General features: G+C 49.7%; 19 protein-coding genes. 9 read left to right on the top strand and 10 right to left on the bottom strand.

Annotated features, from left to right (window positions below; genetic code table 11):
- From AC4PME_RS08275 to AC4PME_RS08265, 3 genes are all read left to right on the top strand, one after another.
- On the top strand, nucleotides 1-448 hold a 448-nt coding region (locus AC4PME_RS08275; protein WP_491529557.1), incomplete at its 5' end, for a cupin domain-containing protein.
- Between the two features lie 13 nt (nucleotides 449-461).
- A complete protein-coding gene (locus AC4PME_RS08270) occupies nucleotides 462-2,315 on the top strand; it encodes a phytoene desaturase family protein (protein WP_119499559.1) in 1,854 nt (617 codons plus the stop codon).
- A 43-nt stretch (nucleotides 2,316-2,358) separates the two neighbouring features.
- A complete protein-coding gene (locus tag AC4PME_RS08265) occupies nucleotides 2,359-3,582 on the top strand; it encodes an MFS transporter (protein WP_491044649.1) in 1,224 nt (407 codons plus the stop codon).
- Nucleotides 3,583-3,731: 149 nt separating this feature from the next.
- Here AC4PME_RS08265 and AC4PME_RS08260 read toward each other — a convergent pair whose 3' ends face one another.
- From AC4PME_RS08260 to AC4PME_RS08225, 8 genes are all read right to left on the bottom strand, one after another.
- Nucleotides 3,732-4,484, bottom strand: coding sequence for an SDR family NAD(P)-dependent oxidoreductase (locus AC4PME_RS08260; protein WP_119499561.1), 753 nt, complete (start codon nucleotides 4,482-4,484; stop codon nucleotides 3,732-3,734).
- Nucleotides 4,481-5,458, bottom strand: coding sequence for a fumarylacetoacetate hydrolase family protein (locus tag AC4PME_RS08255; protein ID WP_119499562.1), 978 nt, complete (start codon nucleotides 5,456-5,458; stop codon nucleotides 4,481-4,483). The genes AC4PME_RS08260 and AC4PME_RS08255 overlap by 4 nt, the downstream gene beginning before the upstream one ends.
- Before the next feature lie 10 nt (nucleotides 5,459-5,468).
- Nucleotides 5,469-6,212 carry an SDR family NAD(P)-dependent oxidoreductase gene (locus AC4PME_RS08250; protein ID WP_119499563.1) on the bottom strand — a complete coding sequence of 248 codons (744 nt, stop codon included), beginning with the start codon at nucleotides 6,210-6,212 and terminating at the stop codon, nucleotides 5,469-5,471.
- A gap of 121 nt (nucleotides 6,213-6,333) precedes the next feature.
- Nucleotides 6,334-7,248 (bottom strand): LysR family transcriptional regulator, encoded by a 915-nt coding sequence (locus tag AC4PME_RS08245; protein WP_119499564.1) that lies wholly within the window; start codon nucleotides 7,246-7,248, stop codon nucleotides 6,334-6,336.
- A 111-nt stretch (nucleotides 7,249-7,359) separates the two neighbouring features.
- Entirely contained in the window at nucleotides 7,360-8,487 is a 1,128-nt protein-coding gene (locus AC4PME_RS08240) for an FAD-dependent oxidoreductase (protein ID WP_161599061.1), read from the bottom strand.
- 2 nt (nucleotides 8,488-8,489) lie between these two features.
- Nucleotides 8,490-8,870 carry a Rieske (2Fe-2S) protein gene (locus tag AC4PME_RS08235; protein WP_119499566.1) on the bottom strand — a complete coding sequence of 127 codons (381 nt, stop codon included), beginning with the start codon at nucleotides 8,868-8,870 and terminating at the stop codon, nucleotides 8,490-8,492.
- A complete protein-coding gene (locus AC4PME_RS08230) occupies nucleotides 8,854-9,786 on the bottom strand; it encodes a VOC family protein (RefSeq protein ID WP_119499567.1) in 933 nt (310 codons plus the stop codon). Before AC4PME_RS08230 ends, AC4PME_RS08235 begins: the two co-directional genes overlap by 17 nt.
- Before the next feature lie 184 nt (nucleotides 9,787-9,970).
- Complete coding sequence (locus AC4PME_RS08225; protein ID WP_119499568.1) at nucleotides 9,971-11,122, bottom strand: alpha/beta hydrolase family protein; 1,152 nt, start codon at nucleotides 11,120-11,122, stop codon at nucleotides 9,971-9,973.
- Between the two features lie 500 nt (nucleotides 11,123-11,622).
- Between AC4PME_RS08225 and AC4PME_RS08220 the strand changes: the two genes are divergently transcribed.
- Nucleotides 11,623-14,688 carry a TonB-dependent receptor gene (locus AC4PME_RS08220; RefSeq protein WP_119499569.1) on the top strand — a complete coding sequence of 1,022 codons (3,066 nt, stop codon included), beginning with the start codon at nucleotides 11,623-11,625 and terminating at the stop codon, nucleotides 14,686-14,688.
- A gap of 141 nt (nucleotides 14,689-14,829) precedes the next feature.
- Here AC4PME_RS08220 and AC4PME_RS08215 read toward each other — a convergent pair whose 3' ends face one another.
- Both AC4PME_RS08215 and AC4PME_RS08210 read right to left on the bottom strand, forming a co-directional pair.
- Nucleotides 14,830-15,828 (bottom strand): sugar phosphate isomerase/epimerase family protein, encoded by a 999-nt coding sequence (locus AC4PME_RS08215; RefSeq protein ID WP_119499570.1) that lies wholly within the window; start codon nucleotides 15,826-15,828, stop codon nucleotides 14,830-14,832.
- Nucleotides 15,825-16,223 carry a C-glycoside deglycosidase beta subunit domain-containing protein gene (locus tag AC4PME_RS08210; RefSeq protein ID WP_491044650.1) on the bottom strand — a complete coding sequence of 133 codons (399 nt, stop codon included), beginning with the start codon at nucleotides 16,221-16,223 and terminating at the stop codon, nucleotides 15,825-15,827. The genes AC4PME_RS08215 and AC4PME_RS08210 overlap by 4 nt, the downstream gene beginning before the upstream one ends.
- A gap of 217 nt (nucleotides 16,224-16,440) precedes the next feature.
- Between AC4PME_RS08210 and AC4PME_RS08205 the strand changes: the two genes are divergently transcribed.
- From AC4PME_RS08205 to AC4PME_RS08185, 5 genes are all read left to right on the top strand, one after another.
- Entirely contained in the window at nucleotides 16,441-18,129 is a 1,689-nt protein-coding gene (locus AC4PME_RS08205; RefSeq protein ID WP_491044651.1) for a GMC oxidoreductase, read from the top strand.
- Nucleotides 18,130-18,138: 9 nt separating this feature from the next.
- Nucleotides 18,139-19,347, top strand: a complete 1,209-nt coding sequence (locus AC4PME_RS08200) for an MFS transporter (protein ID WP_491044652.1) — start codon at nucleotides 18,139-18,141, stop codon at nucleotides 19,345-19,347.
- A 359-nt stretch (nucleotides 19,348-19,706) separates the two neighbouring features.
- Complete coding sequence (locus tag AC4PME_RS08195; RefSeq protein ID WP_491044653.1) at nucleotides 19,707-22,040, top strand: TonB-dependent receptor; 2,334 nt, start codon at nucleotides 19,707-19,709, stop codon at nucleotides 22,038-22,040.
- A gap of 99 nt (nucleotides 22,041-22,139) precedes the next feature.
- The gene (locus AC4PME_RS08190) at nucleotides 22,140-22,787 is read left to right on the top strand and encodes a Qnr family pentapeptide repeat protein (protein ID WP_119499575.1); all 648 of its coding nucleotides are present in this window, start codon (nucleotides 22,140-22,142) and stop codon (nucleotides 22,785-22,787) included.
- Between the two features lie 320 nt (nucleotides 22,788-23,107).
- Nucleotides 23,108-25,432, top strand: a complete 2,325-nt coding sequence (locus AC4PME_RS08185; RefSeq protein WP_491044654.1) for a TonB-dependent receptor — start codon at nucleotides 23,108-23,110, stop codon at nucleotides 25,430-25,432.
- Nucleotides 25,433-25,493 lie beyond the last annotated feature (61 nt).

Below are 25,493 nucleotides of genomic sequence, written 5' to 3'. Positions count from 1 at the left end.
TGAGAATGGCAGATCGATTTTCAAAGACGATCAGGCTTTTGAAACAAAATTAATTCCCAGCGGTGATGCGGAGTTTGCACTTGTCTGGACAGCGCCTGATTTGCCGGTGGAAAACAATGATGAAACCGACGGTCGTTACCGTGATGCCGGACTCACATTGAACGGCGGTTCTGTGATCCGTGTGGTGGACATGCTGCCGCAATCGGCGTCGCCTTTTCACCGCACCAACAGTCTGGACTACGGCATTGTGCTGCAGGGCCAGCTGGAACTGGAGCTGGACGATGGCAACAAAACTCTGCTTCATGCCGGTGACATCGTAGTGCAACGGGGCACTATCCATCTTTGGCGGAATCCGTCTGAGAACGAAGTATGCCGTATTGTTTTTGTACTTACAGAAGCAACGCCGGTAGAAATTAACGGTGAACCTCTGCCGGAAGTTCACCCTTAACAGGAAGTAAAAAATGGCTGATTTTGATGTAATCGCAATGGGCGCAGGCCATAACAGTCTGACAACGTGCGGATATCTGGCAAAAGCCGGAAAGAAAGTACTGCTGCTGGAGCGCCATGACTACGCCGGTGGCGGTGCAGCCACACAGCAAATCCTGACCCCGGGTTACCACCACGATCTGCACTCCAGCGTGCATATCATGATTCAGGCGAATCCGCTTATTACCAACGATGAACTGGATTTGTTCAAAAAGTACGGCATGGATTACAAATATTCAGACGTACCTCACGCCACTATTTTTGCCGACCAGTCTGCACTGATGACCTACAAAGATCTGGATAAAACCTGCGAAGGCATGGCGAAAATTTCTCAGCGCGACGCTGACGCGTACCGTCGTTTCGTGGAACTCGGCCAGAGCATGCTGCCAATGATCATGCCCGGTATGTATAAGCCTCAGCCTCCCCTTGGCGCGCTGATGGCTATGCTGGACAGCAGTGAAGAAGGCCGTGTGATGATGGACATGATGCAACGCAGCAGCATGGATATCATTAACACCTGGTTTACCCACGACAAAATCAAAATGCACATTGCCCGTGCGGTGTCTGAAAACCTGCAGTTGCCTGATGAGCTCGGCACTGGCATGGGTACGGTGATGTTTACGGCGCTTATGCATACCTACGGTGTGGCGCAACCCTGGGGCGGTTCCGGGAAGCTGTCTGAATCTATGGTCCGTGCCATTGAAGCCACCGGCGGTGAAATTCGTTATAACAGCGAAATCAGGCGCATCCTGGTGTCAGGCGGTAAAGCCAAAGGCGTTGAACTGACCACCGGCGAGAAAATCATGGCACGTGACGCCGTTATCGGTTCCATGCATCCCCATAAAATCCGCCAGTTTGTTGATGGTGTATCTGAACCTGTACTCAAGCGTGCTGAAAATGCCAGTCTGGCTGCGTTCAGTTTGTTTGTTTCTCACTACGATCTTCGTGAACCCGTGCAATTCCGGACTTCAGAAAAAGACGTGGAAAAAGCCATCATGCTTACCCTTTGTCAGCATGAATCCATGGCGGATATGCAGCGTGACTTCGATGCCCTTAAGCGGGGTGAACTCACCGACATGATGTTCTCTGCCGGTAATGATGAATCTAAAACCGATCCTACCCGTGTGCCCAAAGGGGCCGGTATGTGGCACAGCACCGGTTTTGCGCCGTTCAATCTGCTTGAAGGTGGCAGCAGCCGCTGGGATGACATTCGTGAAGCTTACGGTGAAGAACGCCAGAAGCAACAGGGCAAGTTTGTGTCGAACCTCAACAGCGACAATATCATCGCTCATAAATTCTATACGCCACTGGACCTGGAGCGTAATTCTCCGAACTCCATGGTGGAAGGTGATGTGCACGGGGTTGCACCGTATTTCTATCAAAGTGTGGGGCACCGTCCTACGCCGGATCTCGGTCAGTTTAAGGTGCCGGGTATCGATTCACTTTATCTGGTTGGTCCGTCAATGCCGCCTGCCGGTGGTGTGGTGGGGGCGGGTCGCGCCGCTGCCATGGTGATGTTTGAAGATCTGGGCATGGATTTCGACAGCACGTTCCAGACCGGCGAAAGCAAATCCAAAAATACCGTGAAGGCCAGAACACAGGCGCCGGATGACGGTGCAGTGCGACTGTTCGACGAAAACGATGCTGAACTGATGACAGTTGACAGCATTGATACACAAGATGATGAGCTGGTGGTACGGGGCAAAACCTTCGGCACCATGCCACTGACTGCCCGTCTGGGGCCCGGAGACTTACGCAGAGCCGCGAAGATGGCGCTGTCTCCGGCGAAGTTCATGACAATCGTAAAAATGCTGTTCAGCAAAGATTAAACAATAACAACTCTACTACGGAAAGGCTCCGGGAGGACGCAACATGGTTACCAGAAAGGCAGGTACGATACAGGGAATTATTCTGATACTTCCTATTACACTCACAGTGATGGGGGCCGTGTTGTTAGCGCCAATCATGCCATTGCTTATGCAGGCCTTCGGGCATATTGAGCATGCAGATTACCTGGTGCCTATTCTTATCTCCATCCCGGCTTTGTGTATTGCTCTCGGTGCGCCGCTGGCCGGCTGGATGGCAGACAGAGTAGGGCGCAGAAAGCTGCTCATCGGAGCAATTGGCTTATATTCAGTATGTGGTGTGTTGCCTCTGTTTATCACCACCTATCCGCCATTGTTATTATCTCGCATTGGTGTTGGCCTGTGTGAAGCGGTCATTATCACCTGCAGTACAACGCTTATCGGTGATTACTTTTCCGGAGCACAGCGGGACAAATGGTTAGGCAGTCAGGCGGCACTGGCGTCACTGACGGCTATGCTACTGTTTCCTGTTGCGGGATGGTTGGGTCAGCAGTACGGCTGGCAGGGACCGTTTGCCATCTACGGTTTAGCGTTCCTGTTTATGATCGGCGTGATTGTATTCACATGGGATGTGACCAAGCAGGAAGCGGCAGAGACCGAAGTCGCGGCAACGCCGGCACAGGCAGATATGCCCGGTGCGCAGTTCCCCTGGGCACACATGGTTAAAGTGTGCTTCTTTACGCTGGTGGGCGGTGTGATGTTCTACATCCTTCAGTTCCAGTTAAGCAGTGCACTGGCGACGTTTGATATCCAGGATACCGGACAGGCTGGTCTGATGCTGGCGGTGGCAAGTATTGGGGTACCGGCCGGTGCGATTGCTTACCGCTATATTCACAAACTGCTCAATACACAAAAACTCATTCTGCTGGAGTTTGCGATTCTGGCGCTGGGCTTCTTTGGTATGTCGCAGGCTGATACTCCGTTAATGCTAATCATCACCGGCTTTATCAATCAGTTCGGTGCCGGCATGGTGCTGCCTACCATGCTAACCTGGGCGGTATCTCCTCTGGTATTCAGCTTCCGTGGCCGGGGTACCGGGATCTGGCAATCAACCTTTGCTATCGGACAATTTGTGTCTACCGTCAGCTTCTCCTTTGTGTTGCAGCAGGTGGGCGGTAATAACTTTCAGGGCGCATTTATGGTGTTCTCTGTAGTGGCGGCCGCCATGTGTGTAATGACACTGTTGCTCATAAAGCCTGTACGCCCTGTGAATACGGCGATGGCGCTTTAAATCAGTCGTCAGTGGCTCTTTAAAGCGCCGCTCATTGACAAGACTAAAAACCCCGCTACAGACCTTCTGTAGCGGGGTTTTTTAATTAGCTTCTGAATCGATGGATATGATGACGGTACGACTACACCGGTATTTCCGGCAGGTAACACTTAACAATCTGAGATCAGTGTTCCCCCGTCTACCACAATATCCTGACCTGTTGTAAAGCCACCGGCTGCACTGGCCAGATAAAGTGCGGTAGCGGCGATTTCATCTGTTGAGCCAAGGCGGTTAAGTGGCGTTTGTTGCATACGTTTCGTCATAAACGCAGCGTCCGCCTGCAGATGTTTTGATAATGGCGTATCAATAAGACCGGGGCAAATACAATTGGCAGTAATGCCATATTTGCCTTGTTGCACCGCGTAGTTGCGGGCAAGCTGAGACAGTCCGGCCTTCGTGACCGAATACAGCCCCAAGGCCGATGTGCCCCGTTTGCCCGCAATACTGCCTACGTAAATTAACCGTCCGTCACCCCGCTGCTGCATGCCTTTAACTGCGGCAGCAGACAGTAACTGGGCTGACAGCAGATTAATTCTCATGGTACGCAACCAGTCGGCCTCAGCGCAGTCGTCCATGCTTCCCACATGACCTTCAATGCCTGCGGTGTGAATAACAATGTCTACCGGCGCATTCTGAATATGCTGGATGAGCGCATCAGCACCGCCTTCAGCACTGAAATCCGCAGGAATATACACTGTACCGGGCGGAGTTTCCCGGAAGCTGTGCTCACGGTCAGCCAGAATAAGCTTTGCACCAGCCTCCAGAAAAAGACGGGCAATGGCACTGCCAATCCCGCCCAGTGCACCTGTCACCACTACGCGTTTGTTCTCAACGCTGAACAAGGAAGCGACATTAGCGGTCATGGTTTTACCATGATGTGGTCAATTTTGCCGAATACGCTCTGACCCAGGTGATCTTTCACGTCGAAGCTGAGGGATTCACCGTATTTTAGAAAATCGGTTTTCACTTCACCGTATTCCAGAATGTCCAGTGCACGGCGCTCTGCCAGACAGGCAGAACCTGTTTCTTTCCAGTCTTTACTGGAAACAGTGCCTGAACCTAAAATCATTCCGGCTTTGATGTTTCGGTTGTACGTGATGTGCTGAAGGATTTGCCCGAAAGAAAAGTCCATTTCGCCGCCATTAGGGTGACCAAACCATTCCCCGTTCCGGCTCACTTCCATGTTCAGGTGCACACGTCCGTCTTTCCAGGCATCCCCCAGTTCATCCGGGGTAACCGCTACCGGTGCAAACACGGTTGCTGGCTTTGCCAGTATAAAGCCAAAGCCCATTTGTAATTCACGGAAAAGATGCTTACGCATGCTCATGTCATTTAAAATGGTGATCAGTCTTACCTTGTCCAGCGCTTCAGAGGCTGACGCCCCCATTGGAATATCGCCGGTAATCACCGCAAATTCCCCTTCAAAATCGGCATTATCTTCTTCAGAAGGGAATGCATAATCTTCATGGGGCCCCATAAAGTCATCGCTCTGACGCTGAATAAGAATAGGGATGTTTGGATCTTTCTTCACATCCAGGTCGAAGGCCTTTTCCATAATGTTGCCATGGTTTAAAAATGCCGAAGCATCAATGAACTGGTGGCAGCGGGGCAGGGGCGCCATAGCCTCCTGAGGATTAAACGTGAATGCGCCTGAAACCGTATTGTCATTAAGCTTGTCGTAAATGGCGGTGAGATCAGCAAGCACCGCGTCCCAGTTTTCCAGTGCCAGCTGCATGGTTTTAGCAATATGGGAAACGTCTGCTGCCCGGGTTAAATCACGGGATACCACTAAAAGGGTTCCGTCGCGGGTGCCGTTTTTCAGTGTTGCCAGTTTCATAGCCTTCTCCTTAAAAGTTAACGCCGCCGTCGCAGTTGATGGTTTGCCCGGTAACAAAGCCGCATTCTTCCGATGTCAGGAACAATAATGCGCCGGTTAAATCCTGAGGCTCTTCGGTTTGCTTAATCAGTTGCAGGTTATTTTTCACGTTGTCGAATAACTGCGGGGGTAAGTTTTTTGCCGATTCCGGCGTACGGGTAAGTCCGGGGGAAAGGGCATTGACTCTGACACCTGAAGAACTGAATTCCGCTGCCAGTGCGCGTGTCAGACCAATCCCCGCCATCTTGGTTGTCACATACGCCGAAAACCCGGGCATAGCCGTGCCGGTGGTGCTGGAAGCGATTTGAACGATGCGTCCGTAACCCCGTTCAGCCATGCCCATACCGAAGGTTTTGCCCAGAATGAATGCCGCTTCTACGTTAATGGCTTCAAATTTTCGGAAGGTGGCTAAATCAAGTTCCGCCAGGGGTATTACCGGCATAAAAGCGGCGTTATTAACCAGAATGTCTACCTGACCGAATTCATTCAGCACGTTATCAGCAAACTGCGAGACCTGTTCTGCGTCTGACAAATCAACAATTTCACTGTAAGCCCGCTGACCGGTGGCACGAATCTCTGCTATCACGCCGGATGCATCCTGAATGTCGGCTATGGCGATATCGCATCCCCGTGATGCCAGAGCGAGAGCGAATTCCCGCCCTAATGCACCGGCTGCGCCGGTAATTACTGCTATTTTGCCTTGATGTCCCGGCATAGTTTTTTCTCCGCAATGAGTTGTGAAGAAAGTGTAACAGCGGGGCTTTTGAGGGAATATTTGATTTGGTAAACAGCGACTATCTGTTTTACCGATAGTCGCCGTGAAGCTTGTATTGTGGTCAGCCGAAGGTTTCGCGGGCTGTAGTAATAATTTGCTCACGTAACCATACCAGTGCCGGGTCATGATCGCGGTATTTGTGCCATTGCAATGCCCAGGCGATTTCCGGCAGTGGTTTGGGTAGCGGCACAATTTTTATCGGGATGAGTTTTTGCCAGTGCTCTGCGAGATGCTGGTAAACCGTGGCAATTCTGCCGGTGCCGGGCAAAAACTGGGGAATGGCGTTAAAGGTCGAAGTAATAATTTCCACATTAGGTTCAACCCGCCACTGATCTTTCATCAGTACCTGGTCCTGGCTGGTTACCCGGCTGGTACCAAATTTTACTGTAACGTGTCCCAGGTTCAGGAACTCATCCATGGTCATGTTACTGTGCACGGCATCGTTCTGTGCGCAGGCGATACTGACAAATTTCTCTGAAAACAGTTCTACTGAAGGGTGATGATCAACCTTTACCGACGTGGGCATGATCATAAAATCCACTTCTGCACGGTCGAGCATTTCCCCGGGCTTATTGGTGGGGATGAAAAATTCAAACTGGATTTCCGGCGCCAGGGTATTGATATGCTTGGCTACTGCTGTGAGTAGCACTGTACTGCTGTAATCGCCAGCCAGAAATTTAAACTTCCGGTTACAGGTAAACGGGTCGAATTCAATGCCCCGTTCTACCGTTGCCTGAATTTGCAACAGAATATTGTGAACCGGTTCGGCCAAGCTTTCTCCCAGCGGGGTAGGCTGCATTTTCGCACCCACCCGCACCAGTAGATCGTCATTGAAGAATTCCCGCAACCGCGCCAGAGCACCGCTGGTGGCAGGCTGACTCAAACAAATACGTTCAGCTGCCAGCGTAATACTGCGTTCGGTCAGCAAGGCATCCAGTGCTACCAGTAAATTGAGGTCGAGTCTGTTTAAACGCATGAGAAAACCTGCATGAAAGCCCTAAAGCACTAGTATCATTTTTTAACTATATGATTACAACAAAGAAAACATTATTTTACTTAAGGCTTTCGTATTACTAATAAGCAGGGGTTAAATTGGCGCCATTAATGCGCTCATGGTCAACGCCATAACCTGAATATGCTCTACTTTTGAACCGCCGGTTTGCTCGATTTCACCGAGTCGGCGGGAGTTATTCACAATCATACTGCAACGGGGCCAGCGGCGATTCTCGAAGCGGGTGAAGATCTCTTCTACCGTGCCACCTGATGCAATTTCATCGGCTATCACCACAGCATCTTCATGGCCCATACCTGCACCCGACGCCAGATGGGGTGTTGTGGCATGAACTGCATCCCCCATCAGCAATATCCGGCCTTTAAACCAGGGACGGGGCATGATCATCCCTTCCAGCGGGCGTGCCAGAATACTGGATGACTCAGAGAGTTCTGCTTTCACAGCTTCAATAACCGGTGCAGTAAAAGGCGCAATCAGGTTCTGCAGGTAAGGCAGCAGTTCGTCATCAGCGATGCGGGACTTTTGTGGCCGTTGTTCGGTGTAATTCAGGTACATGTGGGTGGATGATACCGGGGTAAAACCAAGTTTACCGTTGCTTCCGTAAAACAATGCCGGACGTTCCAGACCGTGACGTTCCACCACCGCGCGCCACACCACCTGACCCGTATATTGAGGCACCGGTGCACCTTCAAAGTACTGTTCACGGGTTTTAGAAAACACACCATCTGCCGCGAGTACCATGTCAAACACATGCTCAGAGCCATCTGTCAGAATGGCTTTAATGCCCTCTTCCTGCTCTGTCAGTGTTTCGTAGGTGCAGCCAAGGTGAACATGTACGCCACTTTGCTGCACTTTTTCAGCCAGAATACCGGCTAGTACCGGGCGCATGATGCCGCCACCGCCGGTAATACTTGAGCCGGGGACTGCAGGGGTAACAATTTGACGCAGGAATGTACCGTCTGCAGTGAGCATGTCGACGTTCTGGCAAATAGCACCGTGGCGGCGGAATTCGTCAATCAGGCCAATCTGCTCTATGGCCCGCAGCGACGGACCGCTTACTGTGATACCGGCACCGTCTGTTTTCCATTTTTCATCCAGCTCAACAAGGTGTACTTCTATTCCCTGTTTACTTAGCAGAATGGCTGTAGACATTCCGGTGAAGCCGCCACCGACAATTAGCACTTTATTTACTGATGATGTCATGTTCATGCTCTTTTTGTTTCTGAGCCAGGGTACCAGACCAGATCCCCGTGACTGTTTATTTCTACCTGTACCGGCGTTAAGTGAGTCCCTTTACAGGGGCCGGAAATACATAAACCGGTGTTGCGTTCGAACAGTGCGCCGTGTGAGCCGCATTTAATGAACTGGCCAGACCCGTCCAGAAAAGCATCTTTTTTCCAGGCCATGGACGCATGTTCGTAGCCCTTGTGCGGACAACTGTTACGAAAAGCAGCAATACTGCTATGGCCGGTTCTCACAACAAAAATAGACGCTGCCTGCTGTGCGCCGGTGCTGAAACCTTTACTGGTATTCAGCGGAATATCGTCCAGCGCACACAGGGTGATGCCATCAGTGCGGATCGCCACCGGGCATCCATTTTTTCACCAGGGTGAAATTGAAAATTTGCGAGGCATCTGCGCTGGCCATGGCTTCCCGTGGCGTCCAGCTGTCATCATGCAGATCCATATCTGCATCGTATTCAACGTGCACACCCATGGGGCTGTTGAAGTACCAGAAGTAGTTTGAACCGAAGATATGCCTGCCCGGACCCCAAAAGGTTTCGTAGCCTTTATCCTGAAAACGTTTGCCCGCCAGTAGCAGCTCGTTAGGCCCGGCCAGGTGGAAAGTAAAATGCTCACAACCCTGCATATGCGGCGGGGTATCAATGAGAAACAGTGAGTGGTGGTCAAGGGTGCCCTGCGGGCGCAGAAACGGCCCTAACTGGGTGAAACGATCGGCAACCCGGAACCCGAGCCTGTCGATGTAGAACGACTCTGCCTCTTTAATATTCGGAACGAAATAAACGACATGAGACAAGCTGGCAGGAATGATGTCGTAGCTGTCATCTGCGCCGGGTTCATTTACCGGACGCTGTGGTGCGAAACCGGGAGAATTAATCTGCTCATTTTTACCGGTAAACGCCCTACGGCAGGTGATTTGAAACTTCAGCGCAAAACCGCTGTTGTCCACGGTAGACAGGCTACCGTCCTCACCGGTGACCACTTCACGGTCAGTGCTCAGTTCCGCCCTGATGGCATCCAGTGTGGCCTGGTTATCTACGCCATACACGGTTTGTCTCAGCATTGATGCGGTAGGTAACGGTGCAGGTAGTGCTGCATTATCTTTATGCCTGATGATAACAGCGGTGCCATCCTGTCCTTCAAAGCGGCCACCCTCATCAGATACATCCACAGGAACAAGGCCGTAATCGGTGAGGTACTGACAACAAGCCTGTACGTCGTCAACACCGAATACCAGTTCGTCTAAACCAACTATATTCATGGTAAATCCATCATTTCTTTAACTTAAAAGCAGTGTAGAGAGATGGGGAGCGGGTTTGAAATCGCTTGATTGGATGAAGGTTATTTACAACTCAGATACAGGATGGAAACAATTGGTGGGCAGATGAAACAAGCACACCGGAGAGGATTCCGGTGTGTTTTTTGGCGTCAGCTTTAAAAACGTGTTACTTCATTTTCTCAAATTCTGCTGCGCACCAGTCGGCAATGTAATCCCGCATGCCGGTACCGTTATCTGCGCCACAGTGTTCAATTTCGAAATCTTTTTTGGTGAATACACGAATATGGCGGTGTGCACTGTTTACTGCCTGTTCATATGAACGATAGGCGTTACTTACCGGAATCTGGCGGTCGCCTTCACCGTGGGTAACCAGAAACGGCATCTTCATTTTCTCAATTTGACCGTCCAGTGTCACATTGGGCATATAAGCCATAAAGTCATCAAGGTTTTCCTTTCCCCATACCCACAGCACGTGATCCCAATAATGTGGCACAGGGTTCTCACCTTCACGCTCCATGCGCTCTTTTTGTCTCTGGCCCCAAACATGATTAGCACCCATTACTGCGCACAGTGCAAAACGGGGTTCATTTGCAGCCGCACGTGGCGCGTAATAACCACCCAGTGATAATCCGAAAATGCCGATGCGACTGGCGTCCACATCATCACGTGATGCCAGATAGTCGAATGCCGGTGTTGCCCACTTTTCTGTATCGTACACCGCAGTCAGGCCGCGTTTACGCAGTGCTTCTCCGGTACCGGGCTGATCCACAAACAAAGTGTACATGCCCCGGTCCAGGTTAGATTTACCATGACCCGCCATGTTCACCTGTTCTTTCATCGAGTCCAGACCATTTACTGAAACCAGCGCCGGACGCTTAATGCCACTGCCGTCGTGAACGAAAATTGCGGGGTAAGACGTGCCTTCGTAAGGAATATCCACAAAATCGACATATAAACCACTGCACTCTACGTGTTTACGGTACAGCGCAAGGCCTTTGTCATAGGCTTCCCAGCGGGGAGCATAGTCTCTGGATTGCATGCGTTCGGCAGACAGATAGTAACCGGATGCGCGGGCGTACTTTGTTCCGGCAGACAACAAATAGCCTTCTTCTTCATCTTTGCGGGCGTTCTCTTCGACCTGCTTCGCCACTGCAATCCAGCTGTCAAAAAGCAATTCTGTACCGGCATCCTCGCCATTAGCGGCAGCCTCCAGAATAGGCCGGCAAGCTTCATCCACTTCGCCGTGATTGCCGCCGCATACGAGCGCCAGATTAACTTGCAGATTCCAGACGTAATTGCCCTTGAACGGTTCGAACATAATGGACTCCTGATACGGACAGACAAAGCCTGCCCTGATTTTCGAAAAACAAAATTATCCGTTCATCTTTGCTCATCATCGAAGAGGCTTTCAACGAAATCCGCATCGTTTATCCGGAATGTCCCTATCGCCCCGGCGAATACTCAAGGTAATGGCAGTGTAGTGAAGAGAGTGAAGTAACGGTGTCAGAGAAAAGTACAGAAGGGTACAGGTAGTTTATTACATGTAAATGACTATCGATATCATTTGTTAAGTGCCTTTACAAAATGCTTGCAATCAAACGCATGTTTAATATATAACCTACCTGTTACATTAAATTAACCTTTTAAGCGTTTAATGCAACAAAAAGGGCGATAAAGAGAGAAATAGCCCGATACGCGAAATGTGTGATGGGGTCTGAGAGCCAAAGCGTGAAACCATAATGACATCGATATCACGGGGCGATCAGTAAGGGACATGCATTTCATTTGTGTCACAAAAACTCAATTGGAAACCAAATAATGTTTAAAAAATCAAAACTGTCATGCGCGGTGGCAGGTACTCTAAGCGTTGTGGTTGCGTCACAGGCCTTTGCTCAGCAAGCGCCGGAAGAAATGGAACAGATTGAAGTCCGTGGTGTTAGGGGATCACTGTCTCAGTCTATGAACGTGAAACGTCAGTCATCTGGTGTTGTTGACGCCATTTCGGCAGAAGACATGGGTAAATTCCCTGATACTAACCTGGCAGAATCACTTCAACGGATTACCGGTGTATCAATTAACCGGGTAAACGGTGAAGGTTCTGAAGTTACCGTGCGTGGTTTTGGTGGTAACTTCAACTTAATCACGTTAAACGGCCGTCAGATGCCGGCTGCAAACGTAGCATCAATTACCGGTAACTCAGATGACCAGGGTGCTTCCGGTTCTACCCGTTCATTCGACTTCTCTAACCTTGCCTCTGAAGGTGTAAGCGGTATTGAAGTATACAAAACCGGCCGTGCAGCAGTACCGTCAGGTGGTATCGGTGCAACGATTAACATTAACACCATTAAACCACTGTCTCAGGGTGAAAACCGCATGTCTTTCGGTGCTAAGGCAATGAAAGACGAAAGTGGTGACGGCGTAACGCCGGAACTGAGTGGTATGGGTAACTGGTCTAACGACGACAATACCCTGGGTGTAGCAGTATTTGGTTCTTATCAGGAACGTAATTCCGGTAGCCGCGTGATGAACGTGTCTCAGTATCAGCTGTTTAACTGGGATTCTACTTCACCGGGTACCTTTGGTCTGGTGGACGGGGCAACTGTTACCAATCCACCGGAAGAAGGTCAGCTGGTGGCGATGCCACCTAACGTAGGTTACGGTGTGAACGAAGACAGCCGTGAGCGTTTAAACGGTATGGTTACGTTGCAATACGCTCCGTCAGATACTCTGACCATTACTGCTGATGCGACCTATGCAAGCAATACCATGGAATCCACCTCTATCACTGATGGTGTCTGGTTTGCCCGTCAGTTTACTGACATGGAATTCGATGGTAACCCCATTGTTGCCACACCTATCCGTTTCAGTGAAGACATCGACGGCGGTAAAGACTTCTTCTTCCAGAACCTGGCGCTGGCCGCGAAAGATGAAATGCACTCTTTCGGCTTAAATGCGAACTGGTGGGTGTCAGACGAACTGAACCTGCGTTTCGACGTGGCGTCATCAGAAGCTACAAGTGGTGGTGATGGTCCTTCCGGTAAAAACGTTGTACGTATGAACGTTGCCGGTGCAACTGCTGGCTGGCAGACGGTTGACATGTCTTCAGGCTTCCCGCAAGTGAGCATCGTGGTAGACGACTCAATTAAGGGTAACAATAACGGCATCTTCGATATGCCGGACGTAGGTCCTCAGGTAGCCCGTGCCATTGAATCTAACCAGAAGCAAACTGTTGATCAGGTCCGCTTTGACGGTACCTGGGATCAGGGCGCAGACGTGAAAATCGACTTCGGTGTAGGTTATATCTCTACTGAGATGAACCAGAACCGTTTTGAGACCGAAGCGCAGCTTGGTGGCTGGGGTGTAGCTGATGTAGGTAATATTCCGGAAGGTCTGCTGGAAATCACCTGTACTGCCTGTGCGTTTGAAGATACCAATATCACTGGCGTAGCTGGTGCTGACGCCATGGCTGTTCCGGCCGGTTCAACGACTATTCCGTTAGGTAGCGTGTCATTCAAGGGTAATGCGGTAGAGCTGGTCAACGCCATCGCGCCTATGTACGGTTACACTCTGGATACGTTCAATGCGATTTCTTCTGCTGATAACACAGTGAAAGAAGACATTCTGTCTTTATACGGTATGGCGTCAATGGACGGCGAACTGGGTGGTTTCGAGACTAATCTGGTAGTCGGTGCACGCTATGAGAAAACAGACGTAGAGTCGATTTCTTTACAAACCGTTCCGCTGCAAATCAACTGGGTATCAGACAACGACTTCCGTATGGTTCTGGGTGATGAAACGCAGGCACTGTCGCAGAAACATTCTTATGAAGCGTTCCTGCCGAATATCGACTTCTCGATTAACCTGACTGACGATTTGAAAGCCCGTGCTTCTTACAGCATGACGCTGGCCCGTCCGGCCTATAACCAGATGTACACTGCTACTACAGTGGGTGCGCCTGGTCGTCCTACCTACCTGGGCGGACAAGGTTCCGGTAGCCGTGGTAACGCCGCGCTGGATCCGCTGGAATCAAATAACTTCGATCTGTCTTTAGAGTATTACTACGGTGATGCGTCTATGGTGTCTATTGGTTACTACCGTAAGGACGTAGACAACTTCGTAGGTACACAGCAGGTTTCTCAAGGTCTGTTCGGTCTGCTTGACCCTACTTCCGGTGCAGCCGGTACCGTGTCTGCTGAAGCGATTGCTGAACTGGAAGCCCGTGGTGTAGAAGTGACAGAGCGTAACTTCTTTACCATGACAGCACTGTTAACCAACCCGGATAACTTCCCGGGTGGTGCTGATGAGTTCGAAGAAGGTCAGGCATTCGCAGATGCAGTATTTGCTTCAAACAACGTTGAGCCGCAAGCCGGTGACCCGGAAATGCAGTTTGAGGTGACTCAACCTGTGAACAACCAGAGTGCACGTATCTCCGGTTACGAGTTCGCATGGCAGCATTTCTTCGGCGACAGTGGCTTCGGCTACCAGGCTAACTTCACCATCGTAGACGGTGATATCGGTTACGATGTAGGTGCGAGCCCTGCCATTGAGCAGTTCGCACTGGAAGGCTTAAGTGACAGTGCTAACCTCGTATTAATTTACGAGAAGAATGGCCTGTCTACCCGTATCGCTTACAACTGGCGTGACGCGTTCCTGGCAGAAGTTAACCGTTCTGTATCGTCACAGCGTAACCCGCTGTTCATTGATGAATACAAGCAGTTAGATTTGAACGTAAGTTATGACTTCACTGATGACTTCACCATGAGCCTTGATGTCATCAACTTACTGGAAGAAGGTCAGCGTCAGTATGGCCGTACACAAAACAACACGTTCTTTGTTCAGGAACTGGACAGACGTTTTGTACTGAGTGCCCGTTATAGCTTCTGATTGAAGTTATAACAACCGTTGAAACCGCACCTGATAGTTGAGCAGGTGCGGTTTTTTATGTCTGCCGTAAATAAAACAGAAATAAAAAAGCGCCGTCCCCACGCAAAAAGAACGACGCTGAGTAGTGCTCAGAAATGAGGATCAGTACTGGCTGATGATGTGGCGGCACATCTTGTGATGTTTTTCGACCATATCAAATGCGCTGACTTCATCAGCATCCCAGAATGCATGACCTTCCCATTCACTGGACATGGAAATTTCACGGTCTGCCTGTGCAAACACTTTCAGTATGGCCGCGTAATCAATGGACGGAGAGTCAGTGTTGTCTTCGTTAACTTCATAGAACTTACCGTGAATATGTACTGTGCGGTCCAGCAGTTCTTTCCAGTCTTCCGGCTTCTGACGGCCAAACATAGTGAAGATTAATCGGGCCTGGGCAACAGGCAATTCTGGTTCACCGGCGGCTTTGGCCGTTTCCGCAAATGCCATGTAACGTTCAATCGGCGTGCCTTCTGCCTTCCAGTGCGCTGTTAACGAGGCAACACCTGCGTCTGACAGACCGGCCATTTTAAGTTTATCAATCATGCCCGGCGCAATAGCACGCATACTTGAACTGAAGTCAGGAACAAAGCCCAGGTATTCAGAATCGATACGCTCGTACACCTCACGGGTAGCCATTACTTTTGGCGTGTTAGGCCCTTCAGGTGCGTGAATTTCCATACCCAGTTTTACGTTGGCTTTACGGGCGATTGGTTCCAGCTTTTCCAGTACCTCAGGGGTCAGACCGATCTGAATACGCATAACCGGAAAGCCCATTTCGCCGGCAAGTTCAATTTGCGGGCGCATAAACTCTACGCTTTGATCGGTATCCATCCACGCTTTCGGATGAGTAGCAATATCAGCATTACCCGCTAATGAAGTAAGCTGAAGTTCGTTTCGCTCTACAGCATTTAAGAAATCGCTGATGTCTTTCTTATCGACCTTGCCGGGAAAGCCGCGCAAGCTCTGAAAACCAATCATCTCAAGGCCCGGGCCTAATTTGCGCTTACCCACTTCGTCGATGAGCGAGGGCAGGGTGTACTGGCCGGATAACCATTCATTGGTCATCGAATAAATTGTCACGCCTAACTGAATACTCATTGTACGGTTACCTCTTTTTCGACATCTGTGCGTTGTACCAGCGGGAAGTTGGGGCCGATGATGATGTATGGAATGCGGGTAGCCAGAGAAACCGCCAGTTTCGTCTTTTCGCCGGCATTAACCGGAGATGCATCCGGCACCTGAAAGGTCAGTGCATCCTGCACAAACCACCAGTCTTCGGTACGGTCTGCCAGTGCACTGAAAGGTAACAGTTCACCCTCCCACTTCAATTTCACATCCTCACTGGTAAAAGACTTATCGCCCAGTGTGATAGTAATGCTTTCAATACAAGACAAAGGTAATGAACGATACCAGGCAATATGCACCGCAACGTCATAACCCTCTGATGTGCGTGAAACGGCATCGTCCCGGATCACGTTAGCTTCGAGTGTCATAATGAATCTCCAGATAATGTGTCAATCAATATTGGAATTTGTATTCCAAATTGTCAATCATGTTTTTAACAAAATTGTTTCATATAATTGGTTTTAAGGTGGCTTCTCAGAGATTTTTGTAAAAATAAAGATCTTTTTTTATCTTTTTTAGGCAGTTTTAAGGTTGTGATTGTTCTTTTTTAGAATTAAAGTTCTATAAAAATTGTGAGGTGCAATCATGAACACAACAAAAGAATTTGATGCCATTGTGGTGGGCTCCGGTGCGACCGGTGGTATTGCTGCGAAAGAGTTGACTGAAAAAGGTCTGGAAGTTTTGTTGCTGGAAGCCGGCCCTGCGCTGGACGAAGCCATTTTCAACCGCCCGCCGCTGAAGCGTCCTGTGAATGTATGGGACCGCATGAAAGCCGGTGTGTCAGGTCAGCATAATCAGGCGCGGTGTTCATGGTATTCACCGGACAAAAAAGAATTGTTTGTGAACGATTTTCAGAATCCGTATACCACCAGTGGCGATGACTTCCTGTGGATCCGTGGCCGGCAGGTTGGCGGACGTTTCCAGTCATGGGGTCGTGTTGCGGTGCGGATGTCTGATTACGATTTCAAAGCAGCTTCTCACGACGGATTCGGCGAAGACTGGCCAATCGAATACAACGATCTTGTACCTTACTATGAGTCTGTGGAAAAAAGCCTAGGCGTTATTGGCCGCAAAGAAGGGTTGGATAATCTGCCGGACGGCGAATTTATCCGCGAAGCAGGACTCAGCTCGTTTGAAGAAAAATTCAAGAATACCATTCAGAATAAGTGGGAAGACCGCAAGCTCACGCCGTGGCGCTATGTGCAGTCATCGGCAACCTTGCCGGATGATACCGGCAGTAAGCATATTACCTCGCCAATTGCTGCGGCTCTGGCAACAGGCAAACTAACATTACGTGATAACGCCGTTGTCAGCCAGATTGAAACCGACTCATCAACGGGCCTTGCTACGGGTGTGACGTTCGTTGACCGCGAGTCAAAACAGAAATACACCGTAAAAGCCAATGTGGTTATGCTGTGTGCGTCAACGATTGAAAGTGTGCGTCTGTTGCTGAACTCTGCCAATGCGGCGAATCCAGATGGATTAGCAAATGGCTCCGGTGTGCTGGGCCAATATTTTATGGATCAGACCAACGGCGTGGTGTTTGGCAGCATTCCTGGTCACACCGGCTTTGAACTGGTAGACGGCAAGCATCCCGGCGATAACCACGGTGGTTTTTACATTCCCCGCTTCCAGAATCTTTCTGCTGATGACAAACGTTATGATTTCATCCGCGGTTTCAACATTCAGGGCATGATTGGCCGTATTCCGGTGCCGGATACCATCCCGACACTGTTCGGTTTAACGGTGCAGGGCGAAATGCTGCCCCGTCAGTCTAACTGCATCACAGTAAGCCGGAGCAAAAAAGATGCGTGGGGTATTCCGGCTGCCAATATTCATATTCAGTTGTCGGACAACGAAAGAAAGATGGCAGCAAAACAGATGCAGACTATTCTGGAAATGGTAAAAGAGATGGGCTGGAATGTGGAAATTGCTGCCAGCTTGCTGGATATCCATAATCCGGACTCTCTGATGCCAACGGCGAACTGGTTTGAACGCATGATGTTCCGCCAGTCCTACAAGCGCAGTCTGGGTCTCGGCTCTGCTATACACGAATGTGGCGGCGCTAGAATGGGCGCAACAGCGGAAACGTCGGTCCTTAACAAGCATAATCAGTGCTGGCAAATTCCTAACCTGTTTGTCACCGATGCAAGCAGTTTCGTCACTAATGGCGCCTGTGGGCCAACGCTGACGTCGATGGCTCTGACCGCCAGAGCGGCAGAGTTCATTGCCGGCAACTATGAAGGCAAGCCATTGACCACCCAAGCGGTGTAAACAGCGAGTATGACCGTGAAAAATACCTCATCAGGGGCAATGATCTTTGTTTACTGTTCATTGTTCCTTGATGCCATGGGACACGGCTTGCTTGCGCCGATCATTCCTACGCTCATCGGCGAGCTGGCAGGCGTTAATGTCTCTGAAGCTGCTGTATACGGCGGCGCAATTGTTGCGTTGTTTGCCACAGTACAATTCTTTGCAACGCCATTGCTCGGCAATTTAAGTGATGCCATCGGGCGCAGGCCGGTGCTGGTCACATCAATTTTTGCATTCGGCATTAACTACATGCTGATGGCAATTTCCCCGTCCCTTGCCTGGCTTTTTGTGGCTCAGGGTTTTGCCGGTCTGTTTGGTGCAACACCCGCTGTGGCTGCTGCCTTTATAGCTGACAGATATGAAGCCGGAGAACGGGCAAAAAGGTTTGGTACCCTTGGCGCGGCCTATGGCCTCGGGTTTATGTTTGGTCCTACACTCAGTGGCCTGCTGGCCGAATGGGGACACAGAGTCCCTATCTGGGTTGCCGCCGGATTGATCCTGACTAACGCGGTGGTGGGGCTGTTTGTTTTCAAAGAATCCTTGCCTGAATCAGCACGTAAGCCTTTCCGGCTGGCCGGTGCCAGTCCGTGGGGCGTATTTAAGCAGGTCAGCGTGAATAAGGCTGTGCCCAAATTGTTGCTCGTAGTGCTGTTGTTACACATTGCACTGAATACTGTGCCCGTTGTGTGGCCGTATTTTACGACCTGGCAGTTCAATTGGACCGCCAGAGAGATAGGTTTGTCTATGGGCTTCTATGGCATATGCAGCATTATTGCTCAGGGCATTCTTGTGGGTAAATTATCAGCCAGATTCGGTGACAAAGCTGTTGCGTTAATTGGTATGTCCGGCCTGGTGATCAGTTCGCTGGCATTTGCCTTCATTACCAGTCAATGGTTCATATTAATCTTTATCTTCCCCAGCGCCATGGGGTTCATGAGTAATGCCGGTTTAATGAGTCAGCTGTCAGCCATGACCGATGCCTCGTCTCAGGGCGCGGCGCAGGGGGCGTTTTCTGCTACACGAAGTCTGGGTGCCATTATCTCACCGCTGGCGATTCCCCCGTTGTTTCATTTGTTTACCACACCGGACAATACGTTACCGGTTTTCGCAGGGATCCCATTTTTGTTAGCTGCGCTGTTGGCCCTACTGGCGATAATCGTCATGAAACGCACCGTCTGACCGGCGAAAAGCGCAGGCGATAATCACTCTTTACATTGTTTAATGAATGTTAATTCTAAATGTGTGCTGAGCCGGTTTTTTCGACATTATGCACTTTTTTCGTTCGTGTTATGTGGCCAATGGTTTTATTAATATTGTTTTTAATCATTGCTTTAATGTCACTATCCGTTATCTAAATAGTCAGTATTGATTAATTTAATGTTAACAACTTGTTGACATTATTTGTCTCGATCCGTTAGTTTAGAATAGCAATTCGCATTTCAATTAGTTGGTTTGTGAGTTGGGAGAGCGACACAGCCTTACAACAACAATAAAAGGCTTACCGCTCAGAACATGACATAACACTGACTGGTGGACACATGCCTTACATCACACTAAAAAAATCAACACTGAATACTGCTATCTGCTGCGCTTTAGGTTTTCTGACAACGTCCGTTCTGGCACAGGAAACCACCTCAGAACAAACGAATGAACCGAAAGGCAGTGATCTGGAAATCATTGAAGTGACTGCGCAGAACCGTGTTCAGTCAGTCAACGATGTACCGATTTCAATGAGCGTTGTCAGCGGCGAGCAGTTAAAAAATGCCGGTGTGACTGATATTCAGACACTGAACCGCATTGCGCCGGACTTCGTTACCACAAACGATTCAATAGCCACTAAGGTATCCCTGCGTGGTATCTCTACGGAAAGTTCTGATGAGGCGCAGGATCAGTCGCTGACAGTCAGTATTGACGGTGAATACATAAACCGTCCCCGTGTGATGAATGCGGCGATGTTCGATGTGCAACGTGTTGAAGTACTGCGTGGACCGCAGGGCACGCTGTATGGCCGTAATGCCACAGGCGGTGCGGTAAATATTATTGCCAATAAACCGCAACTGGGCGAATTTACCGGCGAAGGCACAGTGGATGTGGGTAATTTCAATTCCCGTAAGATTAACGGTGCGGTAAACATTCCAATTGGCGATAACGCTGCAACCCGTATTGCTGTGACGTCTACGCAGCATGACGGATACCGTCAGCATGCCAATCAAAATACTGAATCCGGTGACCAGGATGTTCAGGCAGCCCGTGTGGGTTTCCAGTTTGAGCCTACGGATGAGTTTACGGTTTATCTGGCGTATGAAACCAGTTCCCTTGATCAGCAGGTACCGTTTTTCGCTGCATACGACATCAACGCTTCCGGTCAGGCGGATGACGGCACCGGTAACTGTAATACATCAGCGGGCTGGTCGCTGGTAGGCGTGCAGGACGGGAACACCCTGTGTGCACCGTCAAATACCAATAACCTTTCTACCATCGATAAAGAGAACTTTGATGCGCCACGCACTGCGCCGTTCGCTTTCCATAAAGTAGACAGCGACGCATACCGCGCTAACCTGACTTACAATGCAGATGATTTCACGATTTCTTATCTGGCGGGTTACCGCGACAGTACGGTAGATGCGGACGAGGCGCTGAATCCGGGATACATTTTCTATCGAAACACCGACATTAAAACACTGAGTCATGAATTGCGTGTCAGCGGTGGCGAAGGCAAATTCTTCTGGCAGGGTGGTGCGTTTTATTTCAATGAGACTCAGGACGTTCATTCAGCACTGCTGGCTTATATCGGTGCCTATCCTAACGGTCCTCAGGGTTACTGGGTAAACACTTTCTATCGCCCTGACGTGGAATCCGTATCATCGGCCATATTCGGTCAGGTTGATGTACCAATGAATGACGAGTTTACACTCATTGTTGGCGGCCGCTGGACTCACGACAGAAAAACAGCGTCGCAAACTAACTTACCCAGCGGACTGACTTTTGAAGAGCAGCCTGTTATCCGCCCTATCGACACTGCCGGTGGTGTAACTGAGGATCTTGCTTTCAACAATGACGAGTTTACCTGGGCGGTAGGCCTGAACTACGAGCCTGACGATGATGCCATGTACTATGTGAAAGCCAGCAAAGGCTATAAAGCCGGTGGTTTCGACAGTACTAACAATGCTTACGACCCGGAAATCCTCTATGCCTATGAAGCGGGTGTAAAAAGTCAGCTGGACTCAGGCAATCTGAATGGCTCGGTTTTCTACTACGACTATTCAGACTTGCAGGTTGCCGTGCTGCTGGACACCACGAAAGGCGGACAAACCTTCAATGCCGGTAAGGTACGGATCTGGGGTGGTGAGGTGTCGTATAACACCTGGCTGACAGACTCTGACCGTTTCACCGCATCAGCTAACTATCTGAACGCCGAGTATACCGAGTTTGCGGCAGCCATTCCGGTACAGTGTCTGGGAGGATGCGGTACGACAGCAGTGAGCAGTATTGATGGCGAACTCATCAGTCTGGCAGGTAATTCTCCGTCGCAGGCACCTGAATTCATCTTCACTTTAGGTTACGACCACTATTGGGAAGTTGACGGTGCATCAGTGGTCGCCAGCGTCTTTTCCCGCTGGAAAAGCGACTATTACATGACCGCGTTCAACAATAATGACGGTAAGCAGGACAGCTTCTCCCAAACCGATTTATCACTGAAATACATCAGTGAATCAGAGGACTGGGAAGTGATGGCATACGTCAGAAACATTGAAGACGAACAACCGCTGACATTTTATTCTTACACAGCGGCAGGACCGGATGATGTGCAGTTGTGGAGCTTTGGCGCACCACGTACTATGGGTGTTTCTGCGACATACCGTTTCTACTGATCCGACGGTAATTGAGACTGTGTAATCTTTGCCGCCCCTCGCCGGGCGGCTTAGTTATTTTTAGCGAAAAGTATTTTCAGGCAATAAAGGAATTCCACTATGCATTATCAGGGCGAGCAGTTTGAGGGAAAACATTTTGATGAAGACCTCGAAGCCGTAAAATTCGAAAATTGCCGGTTTATCGATTGTGACTTTACCCGTGCAAAATTATCAGGCGCAGAATTCTCCGGTTGTGCCTTCACCACTTCAGACGGCGACAAAGGTTGCAGCTTTTCATTTGCTGACATTCGCGATACCAGCTTCCGTAATTGTCGTCTGGCACTGGCCAGTTTCCGTGGTGCTGACGGATTTGGCGCTGAATTCAGAGATTGTGATTTAAAAGGCGCTGATTTCAGGCAGGCATCTTTTGCTAACTTCATCACCACAAAATCTTACTTTTGCTCAGTTTTCATCACCGGCTGTAACTTAAGTTATGCCGATTTCGAAGGGCAATTATTCGAGAAGTGCGAACTCACCGAAAACATCTGGCGCGGTGCAAATCTCAGCGGCGTCAGTATGGACGGAGCTGATCTCAGCCGTGGCGATTTTTCTTCAGACAGCTGGGGCACATTCAGCCTGAAAAACTGTGATCTACGTCATGTGGATTTACATGGTCTCGACATCCGCAGAATGGATTTAAACGGCGTGAAAATTTGCGACTGGCAACAGGAATCCCTGCTCAGTCCTCTCGGGTTGGTGGTGAGTTAACGTTTTTCTGTTCCTTCCGGGCCGGCTTCTCCCCTCCTGCCGGCCCTGTAATACACTCCGTTCATGCTTCGAATAATCCCTGCATTCACTCCTACGACGATATTTTGTAAATTATAATTAAAGTTCTAATTAATGATGGTTTTCTAATCATCTAATCTATACTTGCATGTATCTGAAAATAAACATTTTTTGTTATTTCATTACAGTTCTCGTAAAGCTGATATCAATTAAATTAATGTTAAATAAATTAACGGTATGTTGATCTTAATCACAAATAGAATTAGCATTCCAATAAATTCACATTAACATTGGATTGCGAAATGGAAAAGAGCAAACTGACTCTGGCGTTGTTGTCAGCTTTCATGGGCGTTTCTGCTACCGGTGCGGTTGCACAAGAGCAGGAAAACGCCGGACAACCTCAGGCGACAGAGACTGAGTATGAAGTTATAGAGGTAACTGCGCAGAACCGTTCTCAAAGTGCGCAGGAAGTACCTATTGCGATGAACATTCTTACCAGCAAGGATATTGAAAAGGCAGGGGTCACTGATCTCAACGGCCTGACCCGTCTTGCCCCCGATGTGCAGATCACCAACGATACGGTTTTCACCCGTATTGCTATCCGGGGTATCGGGACCAACAGTAACGATGAAACGCAGGATCAGTCACTCACTATCGCTATTGACGGGGAATATCTTAACCGTCCAATCAGTTTGAATGCATCGCTTTTCGATATTGAGCGTGTTGAAGTGCTGCGCGGGCCACAGGGAACGCTTTATGGCCGCAACGCCACAGGGGGCGCAATTAATATTCATGCCCGTCGTCCAGGCGATGAATTCGGCGGTAACGCATCTTTGACGGTGGGGAACTTTGGTCAGAAAACTCTTGAAGCCGGCGTAGATATTCCCGTCAATGATACCACCGCCATCCGCGTAGCAGGGTTAAGAGCAAAAAACGACGGCTACACTTACCATCCTAATATTGATCAGCGCAGTAACGATCAGAATGTGACGTCAGGACGAATTTCTATCACCTCTATGCCAACGGCTAATTTGTCTCTGTATGGTGCGGTGGAGCTGGTGGATGTAGACCAGGCATCCAATGTAAGCGCATATGTGAACGTAAATGAAGAGGGGAACCGTGCAGATGCAACCGGCCCTGATTTCGCTGACGGCTGTTCCGGCAGCGGCTGGCAGGAGATTGCACCGGAACTGGACGGTATTCAGTGTATTCCGGTAAATACTGATTACTTATCGCAAATAGACCGTGATAATTACGATGCGCCTGCGACAGGTGTGGGCACGTTTGAATCCAGCCAGATTGCTGCACGGGGACGGGTTACTTACTACCTCGATAACCTGGAATTAAGTTATCGCGTGGGTTACAGGGATTCTGAATCCAGCGGACAAACTCCCCTGGCTCCCGCTTACATGTTCTATAACAACAATCTGGACTCAGAGTCTCTGAGTCAGGAGATCCGTCTGAACAGCGAAACCGAAGGTGGCATCATCTGGCAAACCGGTCTGTTCCTGTTTGATGAATCCCAGTTCGTGTCCCGCGGTTTGTACACGCCTTATGCCGGTGAAAACGGCAGCTACATCACCTATTTCTACCGCCCGTTTGTTGATGCGAAGTCGTACGCTGCATTTGGTCAGGCGGAAATTCCGTTCAGCGATAAGTGGACGGCTATTGTTGGTGCCCGCTGGACTAAAGATCAGAAAGATGCGCAGTTTGATAACTTTGGCTTCCAGTTTAATTCCGGCTCAGCCCCTTTGACTGAAGGTGCGCCGACGGTACTGGATTTAGAAGCCGATGCATCAAAATTTACCTGGACGGCTGGTCTTAATTATCAGCAGAACAGCGACTCTCTGTATTACGGTAAAGTCTCTACCGGATTTAAAACAGGTGGTTTTGACAGTGTAGGCAGTTATGCGCCGGAAACCGTAACGGCATATGAAGTGGGTAGCAAAAACCGGTATGCCAGCGGTCGCTACACACTGAATTTGTCGGCATTTTATTATGACTATAAGGACCTGCAGGTAACTGCCCTGATTGACAGCAGCACCGGTGCGCAAACCTTCAATGCCGGTAAAGCTGAAATCTATGGTCTGGAATCTCAGTTTACAGCCTATGTAACAGAAAGCGGTAGGTTAACCCTGAATGCGAACTATCTGCACAGCCAGTACAAGTCTCTGCTGGCCAGTGTGCCGGTGCAGTGCTTAGGGTGTGACCTTAACGGTGTAGGTGATTTAACCCCTGACCCGGACAATGTAGTGCAGCCTGATCTTGGCGGTAACGACACACCGCAGGCTCCGAAATGGGTAGTCTCTGCGGCTTATGATCAAATCTGGGATTTATCCGGTGGGGCAACGCTGACAGGCAGTGTGTATTTCCGCTACAAAGACAGCTATTACACCAATATCTTCAATTTCAACGACGGTCAGCAGGACGCATTTACGCAAACGGATTTAAGTCTTGAATATGCGAATGCCGATGGCGACCTCAGGATTCAGGCCTATGTCCGTAATCTGGAAAACGAACGGCCGGTAACCTTCTCGGGATATACCAGCGCCGCGTCTGACGATATTTACGCCTGGAACTTTGGCGCACCGCGCACCTATGGTGTTAAGTTATCTTACGACTTTTAATTGTGTGATTGAACAAAGCCCCGTTTACCGGGGCTTTTCGGGCTCAGGGAGTGATTAAACG

This window comes from Alteromonas sp., from assembly GCF_984505615.1.
This window is presented reverse-complemented; position numbering and strand designations above follow the sequence as displayed.

Bases quoted from the DNA above. Each gene is read 5' to 3' on its own strand.
- AC4PME_RS08270 (WP_119499559.1), top strand. From the start codon at position 462: ATGGCTGATTTTGATGTAATCGCAATGGGCGCAGGCCATAACAGTCTG.
- AC4PME_RS08265 (WP_491044649.1), top strand. From the start codon at position 2,359: ATGGTTACCAGAAAGGCAGGTACGATACAGGGAATTATTCTGATACTT.
- AC4PME_RS08260 (WP_119499561.1), bottom strand. From the start codon at position 4,484: ATGACCGCTAATGTCGCTTCCTTGTTCAGCGTTGAGAACAAACGCGTA.
- AC4PME_RS08255 (WP_119499562.1), bottom strand. From the start codon at position 5,458: ATGAAACTGGCAACACTGAAAAACGGCACCCGCGACGGAACCCTTTTA.
- AC4PME_RS08250 (WP_119499563.1), bottom strand. From the start codon at position 6,212: ATGCCGGGACATCAAGGCAAAATAGCAGTAATTACCGGCGCAGCCGGT.
- AC4PME_RS08245 (WP_119499564.1), bottom strand. From the start codon at position 7,248: ATGCGTTTAAACAGACTCGACCTCAATTTACTGGTAGCACTGGATGCC.
- AC4PME_RS08240 (WP_161599061.1), bottom strand. From the start codon at position 8,487: ATGACATCATCAGTAAATAAAGTGCTAATTGTCGGTGGCGGCTTCACC.
- AC4PME_RS08230 (WP_119499567.1), bottom strand. From the start codon at position 9,786: ATGAATATAGTTGGTTTAGACGAACTGGTATTCGGTGTTGACGACGTA.
- AC4PME_RS08225 (WP_119499568.1), bottom strand. From the start codon at position 11,122: ATGTTCGAACCGTTCAAGGGCAATTACGTCTGGAATCTGCAAGTTAAT.
- AC4PME_RS08220 (WP_119499569.1), top strand. From the start codon at position 11,623: ATGTTTAAAAAATCAAAACTGTCATGCGCGGTGGCAGGTACTCTAAGC.
- AC4PME_RS08215 (WP_119499570.1), bottom strand. From the start codon at position 15,828: ATGAGTATTCAGTTAGGCGTGACAATTTATTCGATGACCAATGAATGG.
- AC4PME_RS08210 (WP_491044650.1), bottom strand. From the start codon at position 16,223: ATGACACTCGAAGCTAACGTGATCCGGGACGATGCCGTTTCACGCACA.
- AC4PME_RS08205 (WP_491044651.1), top strand. From the start codon at position 16,441: ATGAACACAACAAAAGAATTTGATGCCATTGTGGTGGGCTCCGGTGCG.
- AC4PME_RS08200 (WP_491044652.1), top strand. From the start codon at position 18,139: ATGACCGTGAAAAATACCTCATCAGGGGCAATGATCTTTGTTTACTGT.
- AC4PME_RS08195 (WP_491044653.1), top strand. From the start codon at position 19,707: ATGCCTTACATCACACTAAAAAAATCAACACTGAATACTGCTATCTGC.
- AC4PME_RS08190 (WP_119499575.1), top strand. From the start codon at position 22,140: ATGCATTATCAGGGCGAGCAGTTTGAGGGAAAACATTTTGATGAAGAC.
- AC4PME_RS08185 (WP_491044654.1), top strand. From the start codon at position 23,108: ATGGAAAAGAGCAAACTGACTCTGGCGTTGTTGTCAGCTTTCATGGGC.